We start from the raw sequence: 17218 nt of genomic DNA on the forward strand, positions 1-17218 counted from the left end.
AAAGAGAATTTGAGCGACCATGTCCGGTCGCCTTCGTCACTTTCGTTCGTGTCATTCGTCACTGAGTTCCACTTGCCAGACATGGCATAAACCTCACACTCATATCCGTTCCGGGCTTATTTATCTCTATTCATAGCGGCATCTTTTTAAGGAGGCCGTCGTATGCCCGGATTTGGCGATAGGATTCGTCCCGACCAGGTCACACTCGCCATGCGAGCCCGCCTTGCGCGAAGCGTGTACCGACGCGAGTTTCTCGCTCTTGCTGCTGTTTTTCTTCCGTGCCTGCTGATCGCGGGCGTGGTGATAGCGTTTTACCACTTTCACAACGAAGCCGTGGGAACGGTGTGGCAAGTCATTGGACCGATCGTCGTCACCGGTGCCCTAATCGCGGTGGTCGTCCACGCCTGGGGACTGCGCGAAAGGAAGTTCGTCGAAACCGCGCCGCTTGCCGCCGCAGTCGTCAAACAAATCGAGACCTCTTCCGACTACACCTACAAGCATCGAGTGATCCTGTCCTATCGTCCTATCCAGTATAAGTCGAATAGCGACATGCTCCCGGGGCTGAGCCCTGCGCACTCCGTGGTCGCGACAGTAGAGTCGAACTTCCCCGGCTTCAGCCAATTGCTGCAGAAGGGAGACAGCGTTTCGATAATCTACGACCCGGTCGAACCGGACCACGTGTGGATCGTCGAGGAAGAGAAGGCGGTCTTTGCTAGTTCCCGCAACCCCCCCGCTGTCGAAGAAGGAGGGACCAACTATGCCGCTAGCCGACGTTGCTCGTGAAATTCCAACATGATCCGCTCGTAGAGAGCTTCGTATCCATTTGCCATTGTTCGCGCCGAGAAGTTCTCCTCAGCAACCGCTCGCGCGTCTTCCGGCCATAAGCGATCGAGGTCGCCGATCGCATGGGCCATCTGAGAAACGTCTGTGACGAGATATCCGCTGACGTTGTTGCGCACAATCTCCAGCAGCGCGCCATTGGGGAAGGCGATCACCGGAGTCCCGCATGCCATCGCCTCCATGACGACGAGCGAACTGGTTTCCGGAGCGAGCGTTGGCAGGAGCAACGCACGGGCCTCCGCGAGCAACTCCATTTTCTCCGCGAAACTGGGCTTCTCGATCCATCGTATGCGGCCCTGGGCGCGTTCCAGTCGCGGCCGCACCTCGCGTTCGAAGTACTCCTGATGCCAGGAGAACGGATACACCTGCCCAGCCATGACGAGCCGAACACCGGCGCGTTCCGCAGCATCGATTGCGAGATGCGGAGCTTTCTCCGGACAAATTCTCCCAAGCCAGAAAACGTAATCGCTCTTGTTCGGCTCAAAACGAAAGCGCTCCAGGGCGATCCCGTTGGGAACGACACCGAACATCTGCGGGAAGTCGTCGAATGTTCGAGCCTGAGAACGGGAGACGCAATTAAAAGAGACGTTCTCCGGAAGAGATTGAAACAACTTCTGGTCATAGAAGGTTCGCGGCAGATGCAGAGTCGCGAGCACCGGCAGATCGAGCGTTCCAGCGTGTTGCCAGAAGAAGCCGCTTTCGTCGTGCACGACATCGAATTCCTGCTCTTCGATGGCGCGAATCACAGACTGCGAATGCTGTTTAGCTCGCGCGTCAAATTCATCGACAGCAGTCGGCGCCTCTCCCGTCGCGATCAAGTCGCCGGAAACCTGCGAACCTTCGCAGGCGGCAACCGCGGTGCGATATCCGCGACGCGCCATCTCGCGCTCCAGAGTCCACAGCATCTGTTCAGCGCCGCCGCAACTGGCGTCGCTCACCGGCAACATGGGATAGGAAACGAAAAGAATGTTCATCGAAGCACTCGGCTGAATCATTAAGCGATCCGCGAATCTCCGCGTCCGTCCGCGGTAGCATTCGCCTTTAACGCGTTCTGGAACTCCTCGAACTTCGCCGATACCTGCGTTCCTGTCATCGACCACTGCCACAACTCGTAGTTCAGCTTGCCTTCGTGCGGTGGACGCCAGTAGTCGTACTGCTTCTGCGGGCGGAAGATCTCTGGCTCGATGCGGAAGACCTGCAGGAAGTCTCCCTGCGACGGATACGAGGCGCACATCGCCCGTTTGCGCTCGATCTCCTCCGGATTCGGCGAATGTGCGGCCTCGGATCCGTTCGGCTCCAGGAATTCCTGCACAGACAACTGGGTTCGATTACGGCGATAGAGAGGCGCTTCCCAGACCGGAATTGCCAGGTGCTTCCCCAGTTCGTGGGCGAGCAGGCTGCAACTGTCGTGATCCGGATGACCGCCTTCGTATGCCATGGTCAGTATCGCCTGCGGCTGCAGCTGTCTCGCTTCGTGCGCGAGCAGTTCGTAGGCTGCGGCAAGGTTCTGGAACAACTCCTGGTCAACGAGTCGTGGCTCCAGGTTGGCGAGGAAGACGATCTCGCGCACGCCGACCTGCGCCAGCGCGTGGCGACACTCCTCCTGGCGCATCCGCGAGTAAGCTTCGCGGCTGCCATACTTCTGCCAGAAGTAAGGGTCCTGGGGCGCGCCGTCGGTGGCGTAAACCACGACGGGGTCGCGCATGCGCTGCAGCAGGCCGCCGCAGGTGATGCACTCGTCGTCGGGATGAGCGACCAGCACCAGCGTCCGGCCCAACAGGGTTTCCAAGTCAACCGCCATCATCCGAAGTAAGATGCGCTCAGAACGAGGGATGTTTGTGACATCTGTGATCGAAAGTTTCGACTGCCGGATGGTCGCTCCGCAAAGTCGCGCGAAGGCGCGCTGGACGTTATACTGCCCTCACCCATGCATCCGCTTCGCCAGGAGATTGAGCGCCTGTACGCCCTCGGCGCCGAGGCAAAGAACGAGCGCTCGGCAATCCAGACCTTTCACCAGTTCCGCGATGCCCTCACGCGCGGCGAAATCCGCTCGGCGCAGAAAGACGGCGACCGCTGGGTGACGAACGTCTGGGTGAAAGAGGGAATCCTGCTCGGGTTTCGGCTGGGTGAACTGGAGTCGATGGACGATGGACCGGCGCTGTCGTTCGTGGACAAGGGAACGTACCCGACCCGGCGTTTCTCGCCGGCGGATCGCGTGAGGGTTGTTCCGGGAGGTTCGAGCGTCCGAGCGGGAGCATATGTTGCACCGGGCGTTATCTGCATGCCGCCAATGTACATCAACGTTGGGGCATACGTAGATGAAGGCAGCTTGATCGATTCGCATGCGCTGGTTGGGTCGTGTGCGCAGGTTGGCAAGCGCGTGCATTTGAGTGCGGCGGCGCAGATCGGCGGAGTGCTGGAGCCGATCAACGCCTCACCGGTCATCATTGAGGACGACGTGATGATTGGTGGAAATTGCGGGATTTACGAAGGCACGCTGGTTCGGCGACGGGCGGTGCTCGGTGCAGGGACGATCCTGACCAGATCGACGCCGCTGTTCGACATCATGAAAGACGAAGTTTATCGCGCGACCGTTGACCAGCCGCTCACGGTCCCAGAGAACGCAGTCGTGGTGCCTGGCTCCCGCGCCGTAACGAAGGGCATGGCCAAGGAGTGGGGGCTATCGCTCTATACTCCGGTGATCGTGAAGTATCGCGACGAGAAGACAGATAAAGGAGTGGAGTTGGAGGATATTCTGCGGTGAACTTCATTCGTCATTTCGAAATTCATCATTCGTCATTGCCGCGCAGCCGATGAAAACCAGGTCTCTCTACCTCACTCTCGCTGCTTTCGCCCTCTGGGCCGTGCTCGCCGTCGTTAGCCGGTTTGTGGCACTGCCAGCGCATTTGCTGTTCAGCGTTCGTTGGATCGCCCTGGGATTGTTCGTCGTCTACGGATTCTACAAGCGGAAGCTCACGGCCTGGATCCTGGTGGCGATGGCGGTTGGCGCGGCTATCGGTTACGACTGGCCGCACGTCGCTGTCAGCCTGCGGGTAGTCGCATCGATTTTCCTGCGCCTGATCAAGACGATCATCGCGCCGCTGCTGTTCGCGACATTGGTCAGCGGGATTGCCGCGCATTCCGACCTGAAGAAGGTCGGACGCATGGGCATCAAGGCGATCCTTTATTTTGAAGCTGTCACCACGATCGCGCTGTTCATTGGGCTGGCCGCTATCAACATCAGCAAGGCCGGTGTAGGAGCGCATATTCCGGCTCCGACGGGAGAAACGCTTACCGCGCAGAAAGTCGCCGGGTCGGACATCATCCTGCACATCTTCCCGGAGAACATCGCCAAGTCAATCGCCGAAGGGCAGATCCTGCAGGTCGTCGTTTTCAGCATCATTTTTGGTATTGCGCTGGCGATGGTGCGCGAGGACCGGCGCCGACCGATGCTGGCGTTTACGGAGAGCCTGACCGAGGTGATGTTTAAATTCACGAACATCGTCATGTGGTTTGCACCGTTCGGAGTGGGTGCGGCGATCGCTTACACGGTCGGAACGACCGGGCTGGGGATTCTCGGAAATCTCGCGAAGTTGCTGGCGACGCTCTATGCCGCGCTGCTGGTATTCATCTTCGGTGTTCTTCTTCCTATCGCTGTACTGGTGAAAGTGCCGTTGCGCCGATTTGTTTCCGCTGTGGCCGAGCCGTTTTCGATTGCGTTCGGCACTTCCAGTTCCGAGGCAGCGCTTCCGCGGGCGATGGAAGCTATGGAAGCGATGGGCGTGCCTCGGCAGACAGTCGCTTTTGTAATGCCCACAGGCTACAGCTTCAATCTTGACGGCAGTACCTTGTATCTCTCGCTAGCCTCGATTTTTGTTGCGCAGGCGGCCGGTGTGCACCTCAGCCTCGGTCGGCAATTGCTGCTCATGCTGACGCTGATGCTCACGAGCAAGGGTGTGGCCGGGGTTTCTCGTGCAGCTATCGTGATCCTTCTCGGAACGGCAGGCTCGTTCGGTTTACCTACCGAGCCGATCTTCATTCTGCTCGGCATCGATCAACTGATGGACATGGCTCGAACGGCCACCAATGTTCTCGGGAATTGCCTTGCGACGGTGGTGGTGGCGCGGTGGGAAGGGGATTTCGGAAAGGAACAGCCGTCGCCAGCTGCGCTCAACGCGGCGAACTAGCCTGCTGTCTGCTGGACACGTTCGGCCATCTTTGCCCGTGTCTCCAGGTGACGGCTGCGGAAGTGGGCCATGGCGCGGCGTCCCCAGCCCCGGACGAAATAGTAGTTCAGACCAGCGCCGATTGCCGAACTCGCCAGAGGGATAAGACGTCCAGCCCATTTTTCCGCGACATCGGCGGATGCCTGCGTGGCGATCTTCTGAGCGACCTGCGGGATGAAACGGTTCACCACTTGTTTTTCCAGCAACTCGCGGCTGATATCGACCCCGGCGGCTGACGCTGCTGCGACCCACAACTCCGCCTGCTCTTCGTCGGTATTGAATTCGAAACCATAGACAAGGCTGAGCTTCTGGATCGTCCGCATCGTAATTGCCGAGAGGATGCTGAGATCGGGAAGCAGCGTAAAAATCCCCCCCAATCCGAACCCCGCGCCCTCGGCGGCGGCCATCTTCATTCCTGCACGAATGGTCTGGCGCGCGAGATCATCGAGCACGTCGACCGGAAGGGTGAACATTCCCTGGTAGCTCTGGACAGGAAGGTCATGAGCCGCGCGTAGCTTGAATAGATATTCCTGCGGGTTGACGGCGATGGTTTTGAAGGCGTGCTTGAGAGCGCGCTTGGCGATGGCCTCTACGGCGCGCCGGGTTAGTCCGTGTTTCTGCGTCGGCTCACTCATGATCTCTTCTTCGATGGTACACCGGAACTTCAACTCCGGTTTGCTCGTACTTCAAAACAGGGTTGCTGCGGCAGCCGAGAGCACCCAAAAGCCGGGCTCCATGAACTTATCCGAAATCCTAAAACGAACGTTTGCGACGCTGCGGGCGCACAAGATGCGCAGCTTTCTCACGATGTTCGGAATTATCTGGGGCATCGCCTCCGTCATTTTGCTGGTGGGGTTGGGGCTTGGATTCAAGCAGGATCAGAAGAAGCGGATGGAGACGCTGGGCAAGGACCTGGTCATCATCTGGGCCGGGCGCACGAGTTCGCAGGCCGGAGGTCTCGCCGCCGGGCGCGAGATCGAGATTACGATCGACGACGCACGCCTTATTCGCAAAGAGTGTTACCGGATTAAGGCTATCAGCCCCGAATTGCAGCGTACGGTACCACAGGTGAGCCAGTTTAATTCCTCGGCGCGGCAGGTCTCCGGTGTGTGGCCGTCGTACCAGGACTTTCGTTCGCTTATTCTGGCGGACGGTCGTTACATGACCGAGGAAGATGAGCAGGAGATGCGGCGCGTGACGATCCTCGGGTGGAATGCCGCGAGACAACTGTTTCCGGGGCAAAACGCCATCGGGGCCACGGTCGCGATGGCGGGATATCCCTACGTCGTGATTGGCGTCCTGGCGGAGAAGAAGCAGAACTCGAACTATAGCGGGCCTGACAACGACATGATCTACGTTCCTTACTCGGCGATGGCGCGGGATTTTCCGCCGCCGCCTGAGAAGGGACAGATCATCAACAGAGGCACGCTCTCGGACATCGTGATGGAGGTGGCCGATCCCGACGAGCACGACGAGGCGGTAATGCAGGTGCGCCGCGTTCTCGGGCGCATGCATCATTTCGATCCGGCGGACAAAGACGCGCTCTTCATCTGGGACACCATGGAGTTCGCCAAGGTTCTGGCGCGAATCTTCGACACCATCACCATCTTCTTCGGGATAGTCGCAGTCACAACACTTGCGCTCGGCGGCATTGGCGTAATGAATATCATGCTCGTCGCTGTTACCGAGCGTACGCGGGAGATTGGCGTTCTGAAGGCGCTGGGCGCGACCCGGCGCGACATCCTCAACCAGTTCTTCAGCGAGTCGGCGGCGCTGACCGTGATCAGTGGAGTGCTGGGATACGCGGTTGGCGTCGGATTGTGCGTGCTCCTGAAGAGCGCGCCTCTGCCGGATTTCGTTCCGAAGCCGATCATCTCGCCTATCGCGATTGTCGGCTCGTTGGTCACGCTGTCGCTCATCACGGTGAATGCGGGTATGTATCCGGCGCAGCGGGCCGCGGACATGGAGCCGACCGAGTGTCTGCGGTACGAGTGAGCGGAGGTGGAGCATGTATTGGAGACAACTGATCGAGCAAAGCTGGATCGCGCTGCTGAGAAATCGCATGCGCTCGGTGCTCACGATGCTGGGAATCGCCTGGGGCGTCGTTTCGGTTGTGCTCCTGCTGGCTTTCGGTGAGGGGCTCGGTGGTGGGATTACCCGGGCGGTCGGCAACATGGGAAACAACGTTATCGTGCTCTGGCCCGGGCAAACCAGCATGCAGGCCGGTGGTCAGCGCGCGGGACGCAAGGTTCGCTATGAGTACGAAGACGTGGAGGCGATCCGGCAGGAGGTCCCGATCATTCGTGCGGTGAGCGCCGAATCGACGGGCAATTTCGGTTTCAAGGTGGGTACGCGGGTTGTTTCCATCCGGACGCGCGGCATCGAAGCTCCGTATCCGGCCATGCGCAATATCAAGGTTGCCGAAGGGCGCATGATCGAACCAGCCGAATATACGGAGCGCCGCCCGGTCGTAATCCTCGGCAATGCTGCGGCGAAGCGGTTGTTCCAGGGAGCGCCTGCAGTTGGCCAGAACGTCCTTATTCAAGGCCGCTCGTTCGAGATCATCGGCGTCATGGGAATCAAAATCCAGGACTCGATGTATGAAGGTCCGGACAATGAAGAAGCATTCATCCCGTATCTGCTGTACAACGAACTCAAGCAAGCGAAGTATCCGGATATGATCGTCATTCAGCCAATCAGCGCGGAACTGCACCTCCAGGCCTTGCAGGCGGCGCGTACGGTGATTGCCCGTAGACATCACTTCAATCCCGCTGACACCAAGGCCACGCCTGACTGGGACACGGTCGACAGCGGCCAGATGCTTCGCGCGTTCACCATCGGTCTGGAAGCTCTGCTTGGGATTATCGGGTCGTTGACGCTCGGCGTCGGTGGTGTCGGGGTGATGAACATCATGCTCGTGAGCGTGACGGAACGCACGCGCGAAATTGGCCTGCGCAAGGCATTGGGTGCGCGGCAGCGCCAAATACTGGTTCAGTTCCTGCTCGAAGCGCTTGGGATCAGTTTTGTCGGCGGTGTTCTTGGGATGGTCTTTTCGTGGCTGCTGACAGTGGTGATTCCGCCGATGCCGCTTTACAGCGCCTTCTATCACACGGCGAACCACGAGGGCGACATCTTCCTGCACGCCTCGGTCCAGGTGATGGTGATTTCTTTCGCGATCCTCGGCCTGGTCGGTATTACGAGCGGTTTCTGGCCGGCGCTGAAGGCTTCGCGACTGGAACCGATCGAAGCGCTGCGATTCGAATAGGTTCTTTCGCGCGTTTCTCTCCGCGTGAATCCGCGAAATCCGCGATTGCCGTTTCCGCCTGCCTCGGTATCGGCGAGAATAGGATTCGTCATGAAATCGCATACCGAGTACCTGACCTTCAAGACCCCGAATCACCGCGAGTACGTTCACATCACCCCGCAAGTCGAGTCGATTCTCAGCCGTAGCGGCATCAAGGACGGCATTGTGCTGGTTTCGGCCATGCATATCACCGCCGGTGTTTATGTAAACGATTTGGAAGACGGTCTGATCGAAGACATCGATCAGTGGCTGGAAAAGCTTGCGCCATTCAAACGCGACTATCACCATCACCAGACGGGCGAAGACAACGGCGACTCGCATCTGAAAGCGATTCTCGTGCATCATCAGGTGATTCTGCCCGTCACGAAGGGGAAGTTGGACCTGGGAACATGGCAGCGCGTGTTCTACGCCGAGTTCGACGGGCAACGCAGCAAGCGCGTCCTGGTGAAAGTAATGGGTGAGTAGGAGCTAACTCTAAGGGCGCCGGACCGCCAGCGCTCCCGTTTCCATCCGCGTCCTGTAGATCGCGCCGCTGGCTTTCACCTCGCCTACCGCATCTGCGTTTACAACGTAGGTCCCGTACGGCAGGGTCGATTCGAATGGGATAGGTGGGCTCTCGGTTTGGGGAGCAAGAGTGAAGTGCTGATATCCCAGGGCAAACGCCTTCCCGTAGCTGTTGACCGCGAGCACGATGACGGTCTGGTCGAGCGACTGCCCAGTTCCGTTCGTGACCTCCATGCGGCCGCGAATGGCGTCTCCTGCAACTCGCGGTGGTTCGATCCACCGAATCGTAAGGGCCGCCCTGATCGCCAGCGTGTATTTGCGCTCGACCTGGTTGCGCGGAACGCTCGAGTCCGCCAGCACGAGGGTGAGATGGAATTCGCCTGCAGCGGTGGGCACGCCGAATAAGGTGCCGGATTTCTCGTCCAGCCGAAGTCCTGGCGGGAGGTTGGCTTCGGGGACACTCCATAAGTAAGGCTGGCGGCCACCATCGGCGACCAGCCGAGTCTTATATGCCGTTCCAGCGAGACCCACGGGCAGGGTTTCGGTCTTGATCGTCAGGCGAGCGGTTTGGGCGGTTGCGAGGCTCGACATCAGGAAGGCTGTCGTGACGATCCATGTTGTCTTCAGTTTCATAGCACCTTCGTCCGAACGCAATGGTGTAGTGAGATGTGCGCCAGAAGGCTCGTGGTTCTGCTCGCCCGACCTCCCGGTATTCCGATTCCGCATCTTACGCTGTGCTAGCATCAAGAGAAATGCCAGTAGGAAAACTGCAAGTAGTGGCGTTGGGCGGCCTGGGCGAGTTCGGAATGAACTGCATGGCCGTTCGCTGGGGAGATGACATTATTGTCATCGACGTCGGGTTGATGTTTCCCGAAAGTGAATTGCTCGGCGTCGACATCGTTGTTCCAGATATCACTTATCTCATTCAGAACCGCGACAAGGTTCGCGCGCTCATTCTTACCCACGGGCACGAGGATCATATCGGCGGCATCGCCTGGTTGCTCGGCGAACTCAACATTCCCGTTTACGGTACGGAGTTTACGCTGGCGTTGGTTGAGGGAAAACTCGATGAGCACGGGCTGCTGGACGATGCGGAACTGAATGAGATTCGTCCTGGTGACGCCATCAAAATCGGCCCGTTCACGATTCATCCCATTCGCGTCACGCACAGCCTCGTGGATTGCGTTTCTCTGGCGATTCATACGCCCTTGGGAGTGCTGATTCACACGGGAGATTTCAAGGTCGACCCGACGCCAACCGACAACAAGCTCTTCGACCTGCACGCTTTTGCCGAATACGGCAAGAATGGCGTGCTCGCGCTGTTCCAGGATTCGACGAACGTCGAGCGCCCGGGTTATACACCGAGCGAGCGCGCAGTGCATCCGCGATTCGCCGATATCTTCCAACACGCGCAGCGGCGCGTTTTCATTTCGTGCTTCTCGTCATCGATCCATCGCATCAAGCTTGCGATTGAACTCGCGCACGACTTCAACCGCAAGGTGGCGATCATCGGGCGCTCCATGGTCGAGTCCACCGAGATCGCGCAAGATCTCGGCTATCTCGACCTTCCAAAGCACCTGTTTATTAATCCCGGCCAGATCAGGGATTATGCGCCCGGACAAGTGTGTGTGCTTATAAGTGGCACGCAGGGTGAGCCGATGTCGGCGCTCTCGCGGGCTGCCGTCGATAACCATAAGCACGCGAAGATCGAGGCAGGCGACACGGTTGTGCTCTCGTCTCGAATTATTCCAGGGAATGAAAAGGCCATTTACAGGGTCATCGATCACCTGTTCCGTCGCGACGCGCACGTCATCTATGAGGACGGCAGCAAGCCTCCGGTACACGTCAGCGGACACGCCAGCCAGGAAGAACTTAAGCTGCTGATCAATCTGGTGCGTCCGCGGTACTTCATCCCGATCCATGGCGAGTACCGTCAGCTCAAGTTGCATGCCGAACTGGCCGCTTCAATGCGCGGGGCAGTCGGGAACGTGATGATGATTGAAAGCGGCGAGGTGCTGGAATTTGACGAACTCGGGGCGCGCAAGGTCGGTACGGTGCCCGTCGGGCGCGTTTGCATCGACTCGGGTTCGACGGCCGATATCGTCGAGGATCTCATCATCAAGGATCGGCGTCACCTCAGCGAAGACGGCTTCGTGCTGCCCATCATCGCCATTAACAAATTGACGGGGCAAGTCGAGGCGGTTCCGGAAATCGTGATGCGCGGGTTCGCGGGCGCGCCCGCCGACAACGGTTTCGTCTCCGAAGCCCGCGAGACCGTTATGCGTACGCTCGAACTCTCGACGAAAGAAGAGAAGGCCGACTATGGCGTGATCAAGGAGAAGATCCGGGTGGAACTCAAGCGCTACATCGCCAAGAACACGCAGCGGCGACCGCTGATTATGCCGGTGATCCTCGAAGTCTAATCCCGACCGACGCGCGCAAGCACTGTTTTCGCTTTACCCGTTCTGCGCGTTCCTGTACAAACCTTGCATGTCCTCAGGCCGAAAGCGCCGGCTTCTGCTCGCGGCTTTGGTCATCCTGCTTTTGCTGAGCGGCGGCCATCTTTGGCTCAATCCTTATCTTGATGCCGCATCCGTCCTGCTTCGAGTTAGCGATCCTAATCGGCACGACTGGCTGACTCGCCACGATACGAACCCAATTACTATTCGTGATACGAGCGTTCAGACCCCCGCCGGCCCGGTACGCGGGCGCTTGTACATCCCAGAGGGTATTCCGAATCCTCCGGCGATGGTGATTCTCCATGGCGTCCATTACCTCGGCATTGACGAGCCACGCCTGGTGAATTTCTCTCGCGCGCTCTCGACGCACGGAGTGCTCGTGCTGACACCTGAACTTGCAGACTTGGCCGACTATCACGTCGAATTGGGTTCCATTGACTTGATTGGTTACGCCGCGCGCGATCTCAAGGCGCGCACCGGGGCGAACTCCGTCGCGGTACTGGGGCTCAGTTTCGCCGGGGGATTGGCGCTGGTGGCCGCATCCGAACCACAGTACGAGAAGGACGTCAGCATAGTGATTTCCATCGGCGGTTACGACAGCCTGCCTCGGGTTCTGCGGTTTTATGCGACGAATACTGTCCAGGGACCCCGCGGCGCCGTACTACATATGCAGGCTCACGAATACGGAATACTGGTCGTCGCCTATGCCCATCCGGAGGACTTCTTCTCGCCCGCCGATGTTCCTCGCGCGCGCGAGGCCATTCGCCAGCAACTGCATGAGAAAACCGCGCAGGCACAGGCGATCGCCCAACGACTTTCTCCCGCAGGGCGCGCCCGCATGGAAGATCTCCTCGCCCACAAGGATGGCGGCCTATCCGCCGACCTTCTCCGAAGTCTGTCTGAGCACAAGACTGACGCCGAAGCCGTGTCGCCGGAAGGCAAACTGGCGCACATTCGCGCCGATGTCTTCCTCGCGCACGGTGAGGCCGACAATGTCATTCCCCCTGCAGAACTAATGTGGCTTAAGAAAGATGTTCCAGCGGATAAGCTCAAAGCCGCGCTTATAAGCCCGGTGATCAGCCATGTCGAACTCGGGGGCAAGCCCTCTTTTGCGGACGAGTGGCGCCTAGTAGACTTCATGAAGGATGTGCTGCAGGATTGCGACAAACATGCGCGTTCGCATCACGAACTCGCGCCTGCGCAACTTGAAGCAGCCCCAGCTTCCGGAAGGCACTGATGGTTACCTTAGACGACATTCAACTCGCACACTCGCGGCTGCACGGCATCGCCGTGCGCACGCCGCTCATCCGCTGTTTCACCGGCGACGAAACTGCCTTCTATTTGAAACCAGAGAGTTTTCAGCCAATCGGCAGCTTCAAGCTTCGCGGGGCTTATAACAAGATTGCGTCGGCGGCGGAGGCCGACCGCGAGCGCGGCGTCATCAGCTACTCCAGTGGGAATCACGCGCAGGGCGTCGCCTATGCGGCGCGAGCATTCGGTGTGAAGTGCGTGATCGTAATGCCTCGCAACGCCCCGAAGGGGAAGATGGACGCCACCGCTGCGCTTGGAGCGGAGATCGTCACCGTCGGGCCGGGCAGCGATGAGCGAAAAAAGAAAGCGGAAGAGCTTGCCGCACAGCACGGATACATGATCGTGCCGCCATACAACGACGAGGCGATCATCGCCGGGCAGGGCACCGTCGGGCTGGAGATCGTGACCGACCTCCCCGACGTCGATCTCGTGCTGTGCCCAGTCGGCGGCGGTGGGCTGATCAGCGGTGTGGCCACGGCGGTGAAGCTCAGCGGCTCGCGGGCAAAGGTAGTCGGTGTCGAACCCGAGCTTGCCAACGATGCACAGCAGAGCTTTCGCTCCGGCAGCATCGTTTCCATTCCGCCGGAGCGGGCCACGAGCACGCTGGCGGACGGACTTCGGACACAGAGCGTCGGGCCGATCAACTTCGAGCACATTCGCAGGCACGTCGACGATATCGTCACTGTGAGCGAAAACGAGATCCGCGGCGCAGTGAAGCGGATGGTCACAACTGCACACATCGCGCCCGAGGCAAGCGGAGCCGTGACCTTCGCGGCATGGCTCTACCATCGCACGCAACTGCCCGAGGCCTCCAAGGCAGTCGCGGTGGTCAGCGGTGGCAATATCGAGCCGGAACTGCTGGCGGAATTGCTGAGAGGCAGTTCGGAATAACAAGGCGCTAAGAACCACGAAGGCACGAAGACACGAAAGTTTGGGTTAGAAAACTTTGTGGCGAAGAACACAACAATGCCAGACCGCTATCCTCGGGATTTCGCCGCAGCCACAGACGACGCGGGCTCGCGTCTCGATCAGTTCCTCGTTACTCGCATCGGCGATGTCAGCCGCGCCCGGGTGCAGCAGTTGATCGAGGAAGGGAAGATCGTCGTCAACGGTAAGCCTGCGAAGCCATCGCTACGGCTCAAAGGCGGCCAGACGATCACTCTACTTGGCCCAGTCGAATTGCCTCCTCTGAGAGCCTTCGCCGAGGACATTCCGCTCGACGTTGTTTATGAGGACAAAGATATTGCGGTGATCAACAAGCCTGCGGGCATGACGGTACACGCGGTGGCAGGAGCGAGTGACGATCCGCGCAACCGAGGCACCTTGGTCAACGCCCTGTTACATCGATTTGCGAAGCTTTCGAGTGGCAGCGATGAGCTGCGTCCCGGGATCGTCCATCGGTTAGACAAGGAGACGAGCGGGTTGCTGGTGGTTGCCAAAAGCGACAGCACTCATCGCAAACTGGCTCGGCTTTTCGCTGAGCGTCAGGTCGATAAGCGGTACACCGCATTGGTGCATGGATGGCCGAAGGCGGACAGCGGCACCATCGATGCCCCGGTTGGACGCGATCGCGCCAACCGCGCTCGCATGAGCATTCGGGGCGACGGCGCTCGGGACGCCGTTTCGCATTACAAAGTCCTGGAGCGCATTGATTCGCGCTTCGGCAGGTTTGCCCTGGTCGATGTAAAGATCGAGACGGGCCGCACCCACCAGATTCGCGTGCATATGGCATCTCTGGGCCATCCGGTCGTCGGGGATACTCTTTATGGCGCTCCCGCGGTGCTATCTCCCCACACGCGCGAACGGCAACGCTTTGGCCATGCGATTTCAACGCGGGCCGAGGCGAAGCGAGCAGAGTTGAAGAAGAAGAAGGGTGCCGACACCAGCGTGCTACAACTGGATCGAAATTTCCTTCACGCTGCCTCCATTCGGCTACCACATCCGCGCACTAGTCGGGAACTGGCGTTGGATGTCGCTCTTCCAGGGGAACTAAGTGGATTTCTCGAAAAGCTGCGCGAATCGGACTCCGGGCATCGAAGCAAGCGACGTTCCGGAAGTATAATGAGTCAGCACTCATGAAGATCCGTTTGATACTCGGTTGCGCGCTTTTGTCGCTGGGGATTTGCGCCTTTGCCCAATCTTCGGCTGACCTCCCGGATGCTCCTTCAGCGACGATCGCACCAAAGCCGAAGCCCAAGCCACCCGCTCCCGCGCCAGCACAAACACCGCAAACTCAGAACAACTCCACTGACCAGCAGGGGCAGCCGGCGCAGCCGCAACAGCCTGCGAACAATCAGCCGCCCGCTCCTCAAGCGGCGCCCGGCCAAGCGCCGCAGCAGGACAAGTCAGCCGACAATTCTGCAGACGATGACAGTCCGACGCAATCGCAATCGAACACGCAATCGGAGTCCAGTGCGCAGGACAATGCGAATCCGCAGCAACCAACGAACGCGTCGAAGCCGTCCGATGTAAATACCGAGAATCCAGCGGAGACTATCACCAAGAACGTAAACGAAGTAAATATCGTCTTTACTGTCACCGATAAGCACGGACGTTTCGTCAAAGACCTGAAGAAACAAGATTTCAAAGTTCTCGACGACGACAAGCCACAGCAGATATTGAGCTTCCGCAGCGAGACGGATCTACCGTTGCGAGTGGGATTGCTGATCGACGCGAGCAACTCGATTCGCGATCGCTTCAAGTTCGAGCAGGAAGCGGCGATCGAATTCCTCAACCAGATCATTCGCCAGAGAAAAGACGAAGCATTTGTTATCGGTTTCGACACGGTCGCGGAGGTCACGCAGGACTACACCGACAACACGGAAAACCTGGCCCACGGAGTTCGCATGCTGCGTGCGGGCGGCGGAACTGCGCTCTACGACGCCATTTACTATGCCTGCCGTGAGAAGCTGTTGAACCCACCGTCGAGCCCCGATGGCACGCGGCGCGCCATCATCCTGCTCAGCGACGGTGACGACAACCAGAGCCGCGTAACTCGTGAGGAAGCCGTCGAAATGGCGCAGCGAGCCGGCGTCATCATCTACGCCATCTCGACGAATATTACCGGTCAGAAGACACGCGGTGACAAAGTGTTGGAGCGCTTCGCCGAAACCACCGGCGGACGCCTGTTTACGCCATTCAAGTTGCAGGAAGTATCGGATGCTTTCACCGATATTCAGAGCGAGCTGCGAAGCCAATACGCGATTTCTTACCACCCAACCGATTTTGTGGCCGATGGGCGCTATCGTACGATTGCCATCGATGCTTTCGGGAAAAAGAACCTGAAGGTTCGAGCCAAGAAAGGTTACTACGCTCCAAAGAACGTCTCTGCGACTTCTCAGAATGTGCCGCCCGCAACTGTCAATAAATAAAGAAACCCAAAGCTGAGAACCTCATTCTTCGCAGCCGTTTAGAAGGGTGGGGCTGTCGACTATTGGTCATGGCCACCGGGGGCATAGTATCCCTTGCGCGCCTGGATCTTGTAGTCCTTGTTGACCGGCTTTACTTCCACTTTGCGATATGTGCCGTCGCTCTTCTGGTTCGTCGGGGTATACCCGATGTAGTACTGGCTGCGCAGTTCGCTCGATATCTGGTCAAAAGCCGCCTTTAGTTTCTTCGGATTATCGCCGACATCGATTACCCGGCCGCCTGTTTCTTCGGCGACCTTCTTCATGTCTCCCTTACCGCTGCCCCACGTCGCCGCGCGATCAGCCTCGAAGATCACGTACACGATGGCGTCGGATTTCTGGGCTGCTTCGATGGCCTCGCGCAGAGTTGTCTTGCTGCCCTGGTCTTCGCCGTCGGTCAGGATGATCAGCGCCTTGCGCCCGACTTCCTCTTTCAACTTGTCGTTTGAAGCGAGATAGATCGCGTCATACAGCAGGGTTCCCTTGGGGTTGCTGACCGGCACGGGGCCCTGGCCGATGCCGGGCACGCCGTACGATCCGCCGCCAACATTGATACGAGTCTTGTGCAGCGCCCGGGACAGCAACTGCGGGTCAGCGGTGAAGTCCTGCATGAGTTCGACCTGAATATCGAAGCTGATGAGGAAGGCTTCATCCTTGGGGCGGAGGACGTCATGAACGAACTGCGACCCAATCTCCTGGGTCATTGGCAGCACACGCTCCTGGCTCCCGGAGCAGTCGATCATGATTCCCAGAGTCAGGGGTTGGATGGAGTTGGCACTGAAGTACTTGATTGTCTGTGGCTTGCCGTCTTCGAAGACCTGGAAATCGTCTTTCTTCAGATCGGGGATAAGAGCGCCGTGCTTGTCTTTGACGTTAAAGTACAGGTTGACTACGTTGACGTTAACCCTGAACGTGGGGCCCTGCTCCTGGTCTTGCGATTGCTGCTGTGAAGACTGATCCTGCGCGAGGGCTGGCAGCATCCAAAGAAGGAGCAACGCAGTGAACGCAAATCTTAGTGTCCCATACCTGCGCGTTTTTCGCAGATGTGGGCCGGCTACGGTGGCGACACGTACGGGCATACCTTCTCTCCCTGAAGACTGTAATCTAGTATTTACGACACGAGCGGGGTCTATATTAGTGTTAGTTGCAGAAAAGAGTGAAACAGCA

The 17218-nt window shown here is 58.7% G+C and carries 16 protein-coding genes; 11 read left to right on the forward strand and 5 right to left on the reverse strand.

Annotation, left to right across the window (positions count from 1 at the left end; translation table 11 throughout):
* Positions 1 to 162 precede the first annotated feature (162 nt).
* Positions 163 to 783: a hypothetical protein gene (locus tag ROO76_16585; GenBank protein MDT8069780.1), complete on the forward strand. Its 621-nt coding sequence runs from the start codon at positions 163 to 165 to the stop codon at positions 781 to 783.
* On the opposite strand, the gene ROO76_16590 is transcribed toward ROO76_16585, so the two are convergent.
* Together ROO76_16590 and ROO76_16595 are read right to left on the reverse strand one after the other, a co-directional pair.
* A complete protein-coding gene (locus ROO76_16590; GenBank protein MDT8069781.1) occupies positions 756 to 1835 on the reverse strand; it encodes a glycosyltransferase in 1080 nt (359 codons plus the stop codon). The genes ROO76_16585 and ROO76_16590 overlap by 28 nt on opposite strands.
* A complete protein-coding gene (locus ROO76_16595) occupies positions 1835 to 2629 on the reverse strand; it encodes a PIG-L family deacetylase (GenBank protein MDT8069782.1) in 795 nt (264 codons plus the stop codon). Before ROO76_16595 ends, ROO76_16590 begins: the two co-directional genes overlap by 1 nt.
* Before the next feature lie 138 nt (positions 2630 to 2767).
* Here ROO76_16595 and ROO76_16600 point away from each other — a divergent pair, with 138 nt between their 5' ends.
* Together ROO76_16600 and ROO76_16605 are read left to right on the forward strand one after the other, a co-directional pair.
* Positions 2768 to 3604 carry a 2,3,4,5-tetrahydropyridine-2,6-dicarboxylate N-succinyltransferase gene (locus ROO76_16600; GenBank protein MDT8069783.1) on the forward strand — a complete coding sequence of 279 codons (837 nt, stop codon included), beginning with the start codon at positions 2768 to 2770 and terminating at the stop codon, positions 3602 to 3604.
* Positions 3605 to 3653: 49 nt separating this feature from the next.
* On the forward strand, positions 3654 to 5027 hold the full coding sequence (locus tag ROO76_16605) for a cation:dicarboxylase symporter family transporter (protein MDT8069784.1): 1374 nt from the start codon (positions 3654 to 3656) through the stop codon (positions 5025 to 5027).
* On the opposite strand, the gene ROO76_16610 is transcribed toward ROO76_16605, so the two are convergent.
* The gene (locus ROO76_16610; GenBank protein ID MDT8069785.1) at positions 5024 to 5701 is read right to left on the reverse strand and encodes an EcsC family protein; all 678 of its coding nucleotides are present in this window, start codon (positions 5699 to 5701) and stop codon (positions 5024 to 5026) included. The two genes, ROO76_16605 and ROO76_16610, sit on opposite strands and share 4 nt — an antisense overlap.
* A 100-nt stretch (positions 5702 to 5801) precedes the next feature.
* On the opposite strand from ROO76_16610, the gene ROO76_16615 reads away from it, so the two are divergent.
* The 3 genes from ROO76_16615 (at position 5802) to ROO76_16625 (ending at position 8835) form a co-directional block, all read left to right on the forward strand.
* Positions 5802 to 7061 carry an ABC transporter permease gene (locus tag ROO76_16615; GenBank protein MDT8069786.1) on the forward strand — a complete coding sequence of 420 codons (1260 nt, stop codon included), beginning with the start codon at positions 5802 to 5804 and terminating at the stop codon, positions 7059 to 7061.
* A 13-nt stretch (positions 7062 to 7074) separates the two neighbouring features.
* A complete protein-coding gene (locus tag ROO76_16620; protein ID MDT8069787.1) occupies positions 7075 to 8331 on the forward strand; it encodes an ABC transporter permease in 1257 nt (418 codons plus the stop codon).
* A 90-nt stretch (positions 8332 to 8421) separates the two neighbouring features.
* Positions 8422 to 8835, forward strand: coding sequence for a secondary thiamine-phosphate synthase enzyme YjbQ (locus ROO76_16625; GenBank protein MDT8069788.1), 414 nt, complete (start codon positions 8422 to 8424; stop codon positions 8833 to 8835).
* 9 nt (positions 8836 to 8844) lie between these two features.
* Here the strand turns inward: ROO76_16625 and ROO76_16630 are convergent, their stop codons facing one another.
* The gene (locus tag ROO76_16630; GenBank protein ID MDT8069789.1) at positions 8845 to 9507 is read right to left on the reverse strand and encodes a putative Ig domain-containing protein; all 663 of its coding nucleotides are present in this window, start codon (positions 9505 to 9507) and stop codon (positions 8845 to 8847) included.
* A 119-nt stretch (positions 9508 to 9626) separates the two neighbouring features.
* Between ROO76_16630 and ROO76_16635 the strand changes: the two genes are divergently transcribed.
* The 5 genes from ROO76_16635 (at position 9627) to ROO76_16655 (ending at position 16015) form a co-directional block, all read left to right on the forward strand.
* Positions 9627 to 11297: a ribonuclease J gene (locus ROO76_16635; GenBank protein MDT8069790.1), complete on the forward strand. Its 1671-nt coding sequence runs from the start codon at positions 9627 to 9629 to the stop codon at positions 11295 to 11297.
* 67 nt (positions 11298 to 11364) lie between these two features.
* Positions 11365 to 12570 (forward strand): hypothetical protein, encoded by a 1206-nt coding sequence (locus ROO76_16640; GenBank protein MDT8069791.1) that lies wholly within the window; start codon positions 11365 to 11367, stop codon positions 12568 to 12570.
* Positions 12570 to 13535, forward strand: a complete 966-nt coding sequence (locus tag ROO76_16645) for a threonine/serine dehydratase (GenBank protein MDT8069792.1) — start codon at positions 12570 to 12572, stop codon at positions 13533 to 13535. The genes ROO76_16640 and ROO76_16645 overlap by 1 nt, the downstream gene beginning before the upstream one ends.
* A gap of 75 nt (positions 13536 to 13610) precedes the next feature.
* On the forward strand, positions 13611 to 14723 hold the full coding sequence (locus ROO76_16650; protein MDT8069793.1) for an RluA family pseudouridine synthase: 1113 nt from the start codon (positions 13611 to 13613) through the stop codon (positions 14721 to 14723).
* Entirely contained in the window at positions 14720 to 16015 is a 1296-nt protein-coding gene (locus tag ROO76_16655) for a VWA domain-containing protein (GenBank protein ID MDT8069794.1), read from the forward strand. The genes ROO76_16650 and ROO76_16655 overlap by 4 nt, the downstream gene beginning before the upstream one ends.
* 59 nt (positions 16016 to 16074) lie before the next feature.
* On the opposite strand, the gene ROO76_16660 is transcribed toward ROO76_16655, so the two are convergent.
* Positions 16075 to 17130 carry a VWA domain-containing protein gene (locus ROO76_16660; protein ID MDT8069795.1) on the reverse strand — a complete coding sequence of 352 codons (1056 nt, stop codon included), beginning with the start codon at positions 17128 to 17130 and terminating at the stop codon, positions 16075 to 16077.
* Positions 17131 to 17218 lie beyond the last annotated feature (88 nt).

Source organism: Terriglobia bacterium (genome assembly GCA_032252755.1).
Classification (GTDB): domain Bacteria; phylum Acidobacteriota; class Terriglobia; order Terriglobales; family Acidobacteriaceae; genus JAVUPY01.

Excerpts from the sequence above, each read along its gene's own strand:
- ROO76_16590 (MDT8069781.1), bottom strand. The coding sequence starts at position 1,835 with ATGATTCAGCCGAGTGCTTCGATGAACATTCTTTTCGTTTCCTATCCC.
- ROO76_16660 (MDT8069795.1), bottom strand. The coding sequence starts at position 17,130 with ATGCCCGTACGTGTCGCCACCGTAGCCGGCCCACATCTGCGAAAAACG.
- ROO76_16630 (MDT8069789.1), bottom strand. The coding sequence starts at position 9,507 with ATGAAACTGAAGACAACATGGATCGTCACGACAGCCTTCCTGATGTCG.
- ROO76_16650 (MDT8069793.1), top strand. The coding sequence starts at position 13,611 with ATGCCAGACCGCTATCCTCGGGATTTCGCCGCAGCCACAGACGACGCG.
- ROO76_16620 (MDT8069787.1), top strand. The coding sequence starts at position 7,075 with ATGTATTGGAGACAACTGATCGAGCAAAGCTGGATCGCGCTGCTGAGA.
- ROO76_16605 (MDT8069784.1), top strand. The coding sequence starts at position 3,654 with ATGAAAACCAGGTCTCTCTACCTCACTCTCGCTGCTTTCGCCCTCTGG.
- ROO76_16600 (MDT8069783.1), top strand. The coding sequence starts at position 2,768 with ATGCATCCGCTTCGCCAGGAGATTGAGCGCCTGTACGCCCTCGGCGCC.
- ROO76_16635 (MDT8069790.1), top strand. The coding sequence starts at position 9,627 with ATGCCAGTAGGAAAACTGCAAGTAGTGGCGTTGGGCGGCCTGGGCGAG.
- ROO76_16645 (MDT8069792.1), top strand. The coding sequence starts at position 12,570 with ATGGTTACCTTAGACGACATTCAACTCGCACACTCGCGGCTGCACGGC.
- ROO76_16640 (MDT8069791.1), top strand. The coding sequence starts at position 11,365 with ATGTCCTCAGGCCGAAAGCGCCGGCTTCTGCTCGCGGCTTTGGTCATC.
- ROO76_16610 (MDT8069785.1), bottom strand. The coding sequence starts at position 5,701 with ATGAGTGAGCCGACGCAGAAACACGGACTAACCCGGCGCGCCGTAGAG.
- ROO76_16585 (MDT8069780.1), top strand. The coding sequence starts at position 163 with ATGCCCGGATTTGGCGATAGGATTCGTCCCGACCAGGTCACACTCGCC.
- ROO76_16615 (MDT8069786.1), top strand. The coding sequence starts at position 5,802 with ATGAACTTATCCGAAATCCTAAAACGAACGTTTGCGACGCTGCGGGCG.
- ROO76_16625 (MDT8069788.1), top strand. The coding sequence starts at position 8,422 with ATGAAATCGCATACCGAGTACCTGACCTTCAAGACCCCGAATCACCGC.
- ROO76_16655 (MDT8069794.1), top strand. The coding sequence starts at position 14,720 with ATGAAGATCCGTTTGATACTCGGTTGCGCGCTTTTGTCGCTGGGGATT.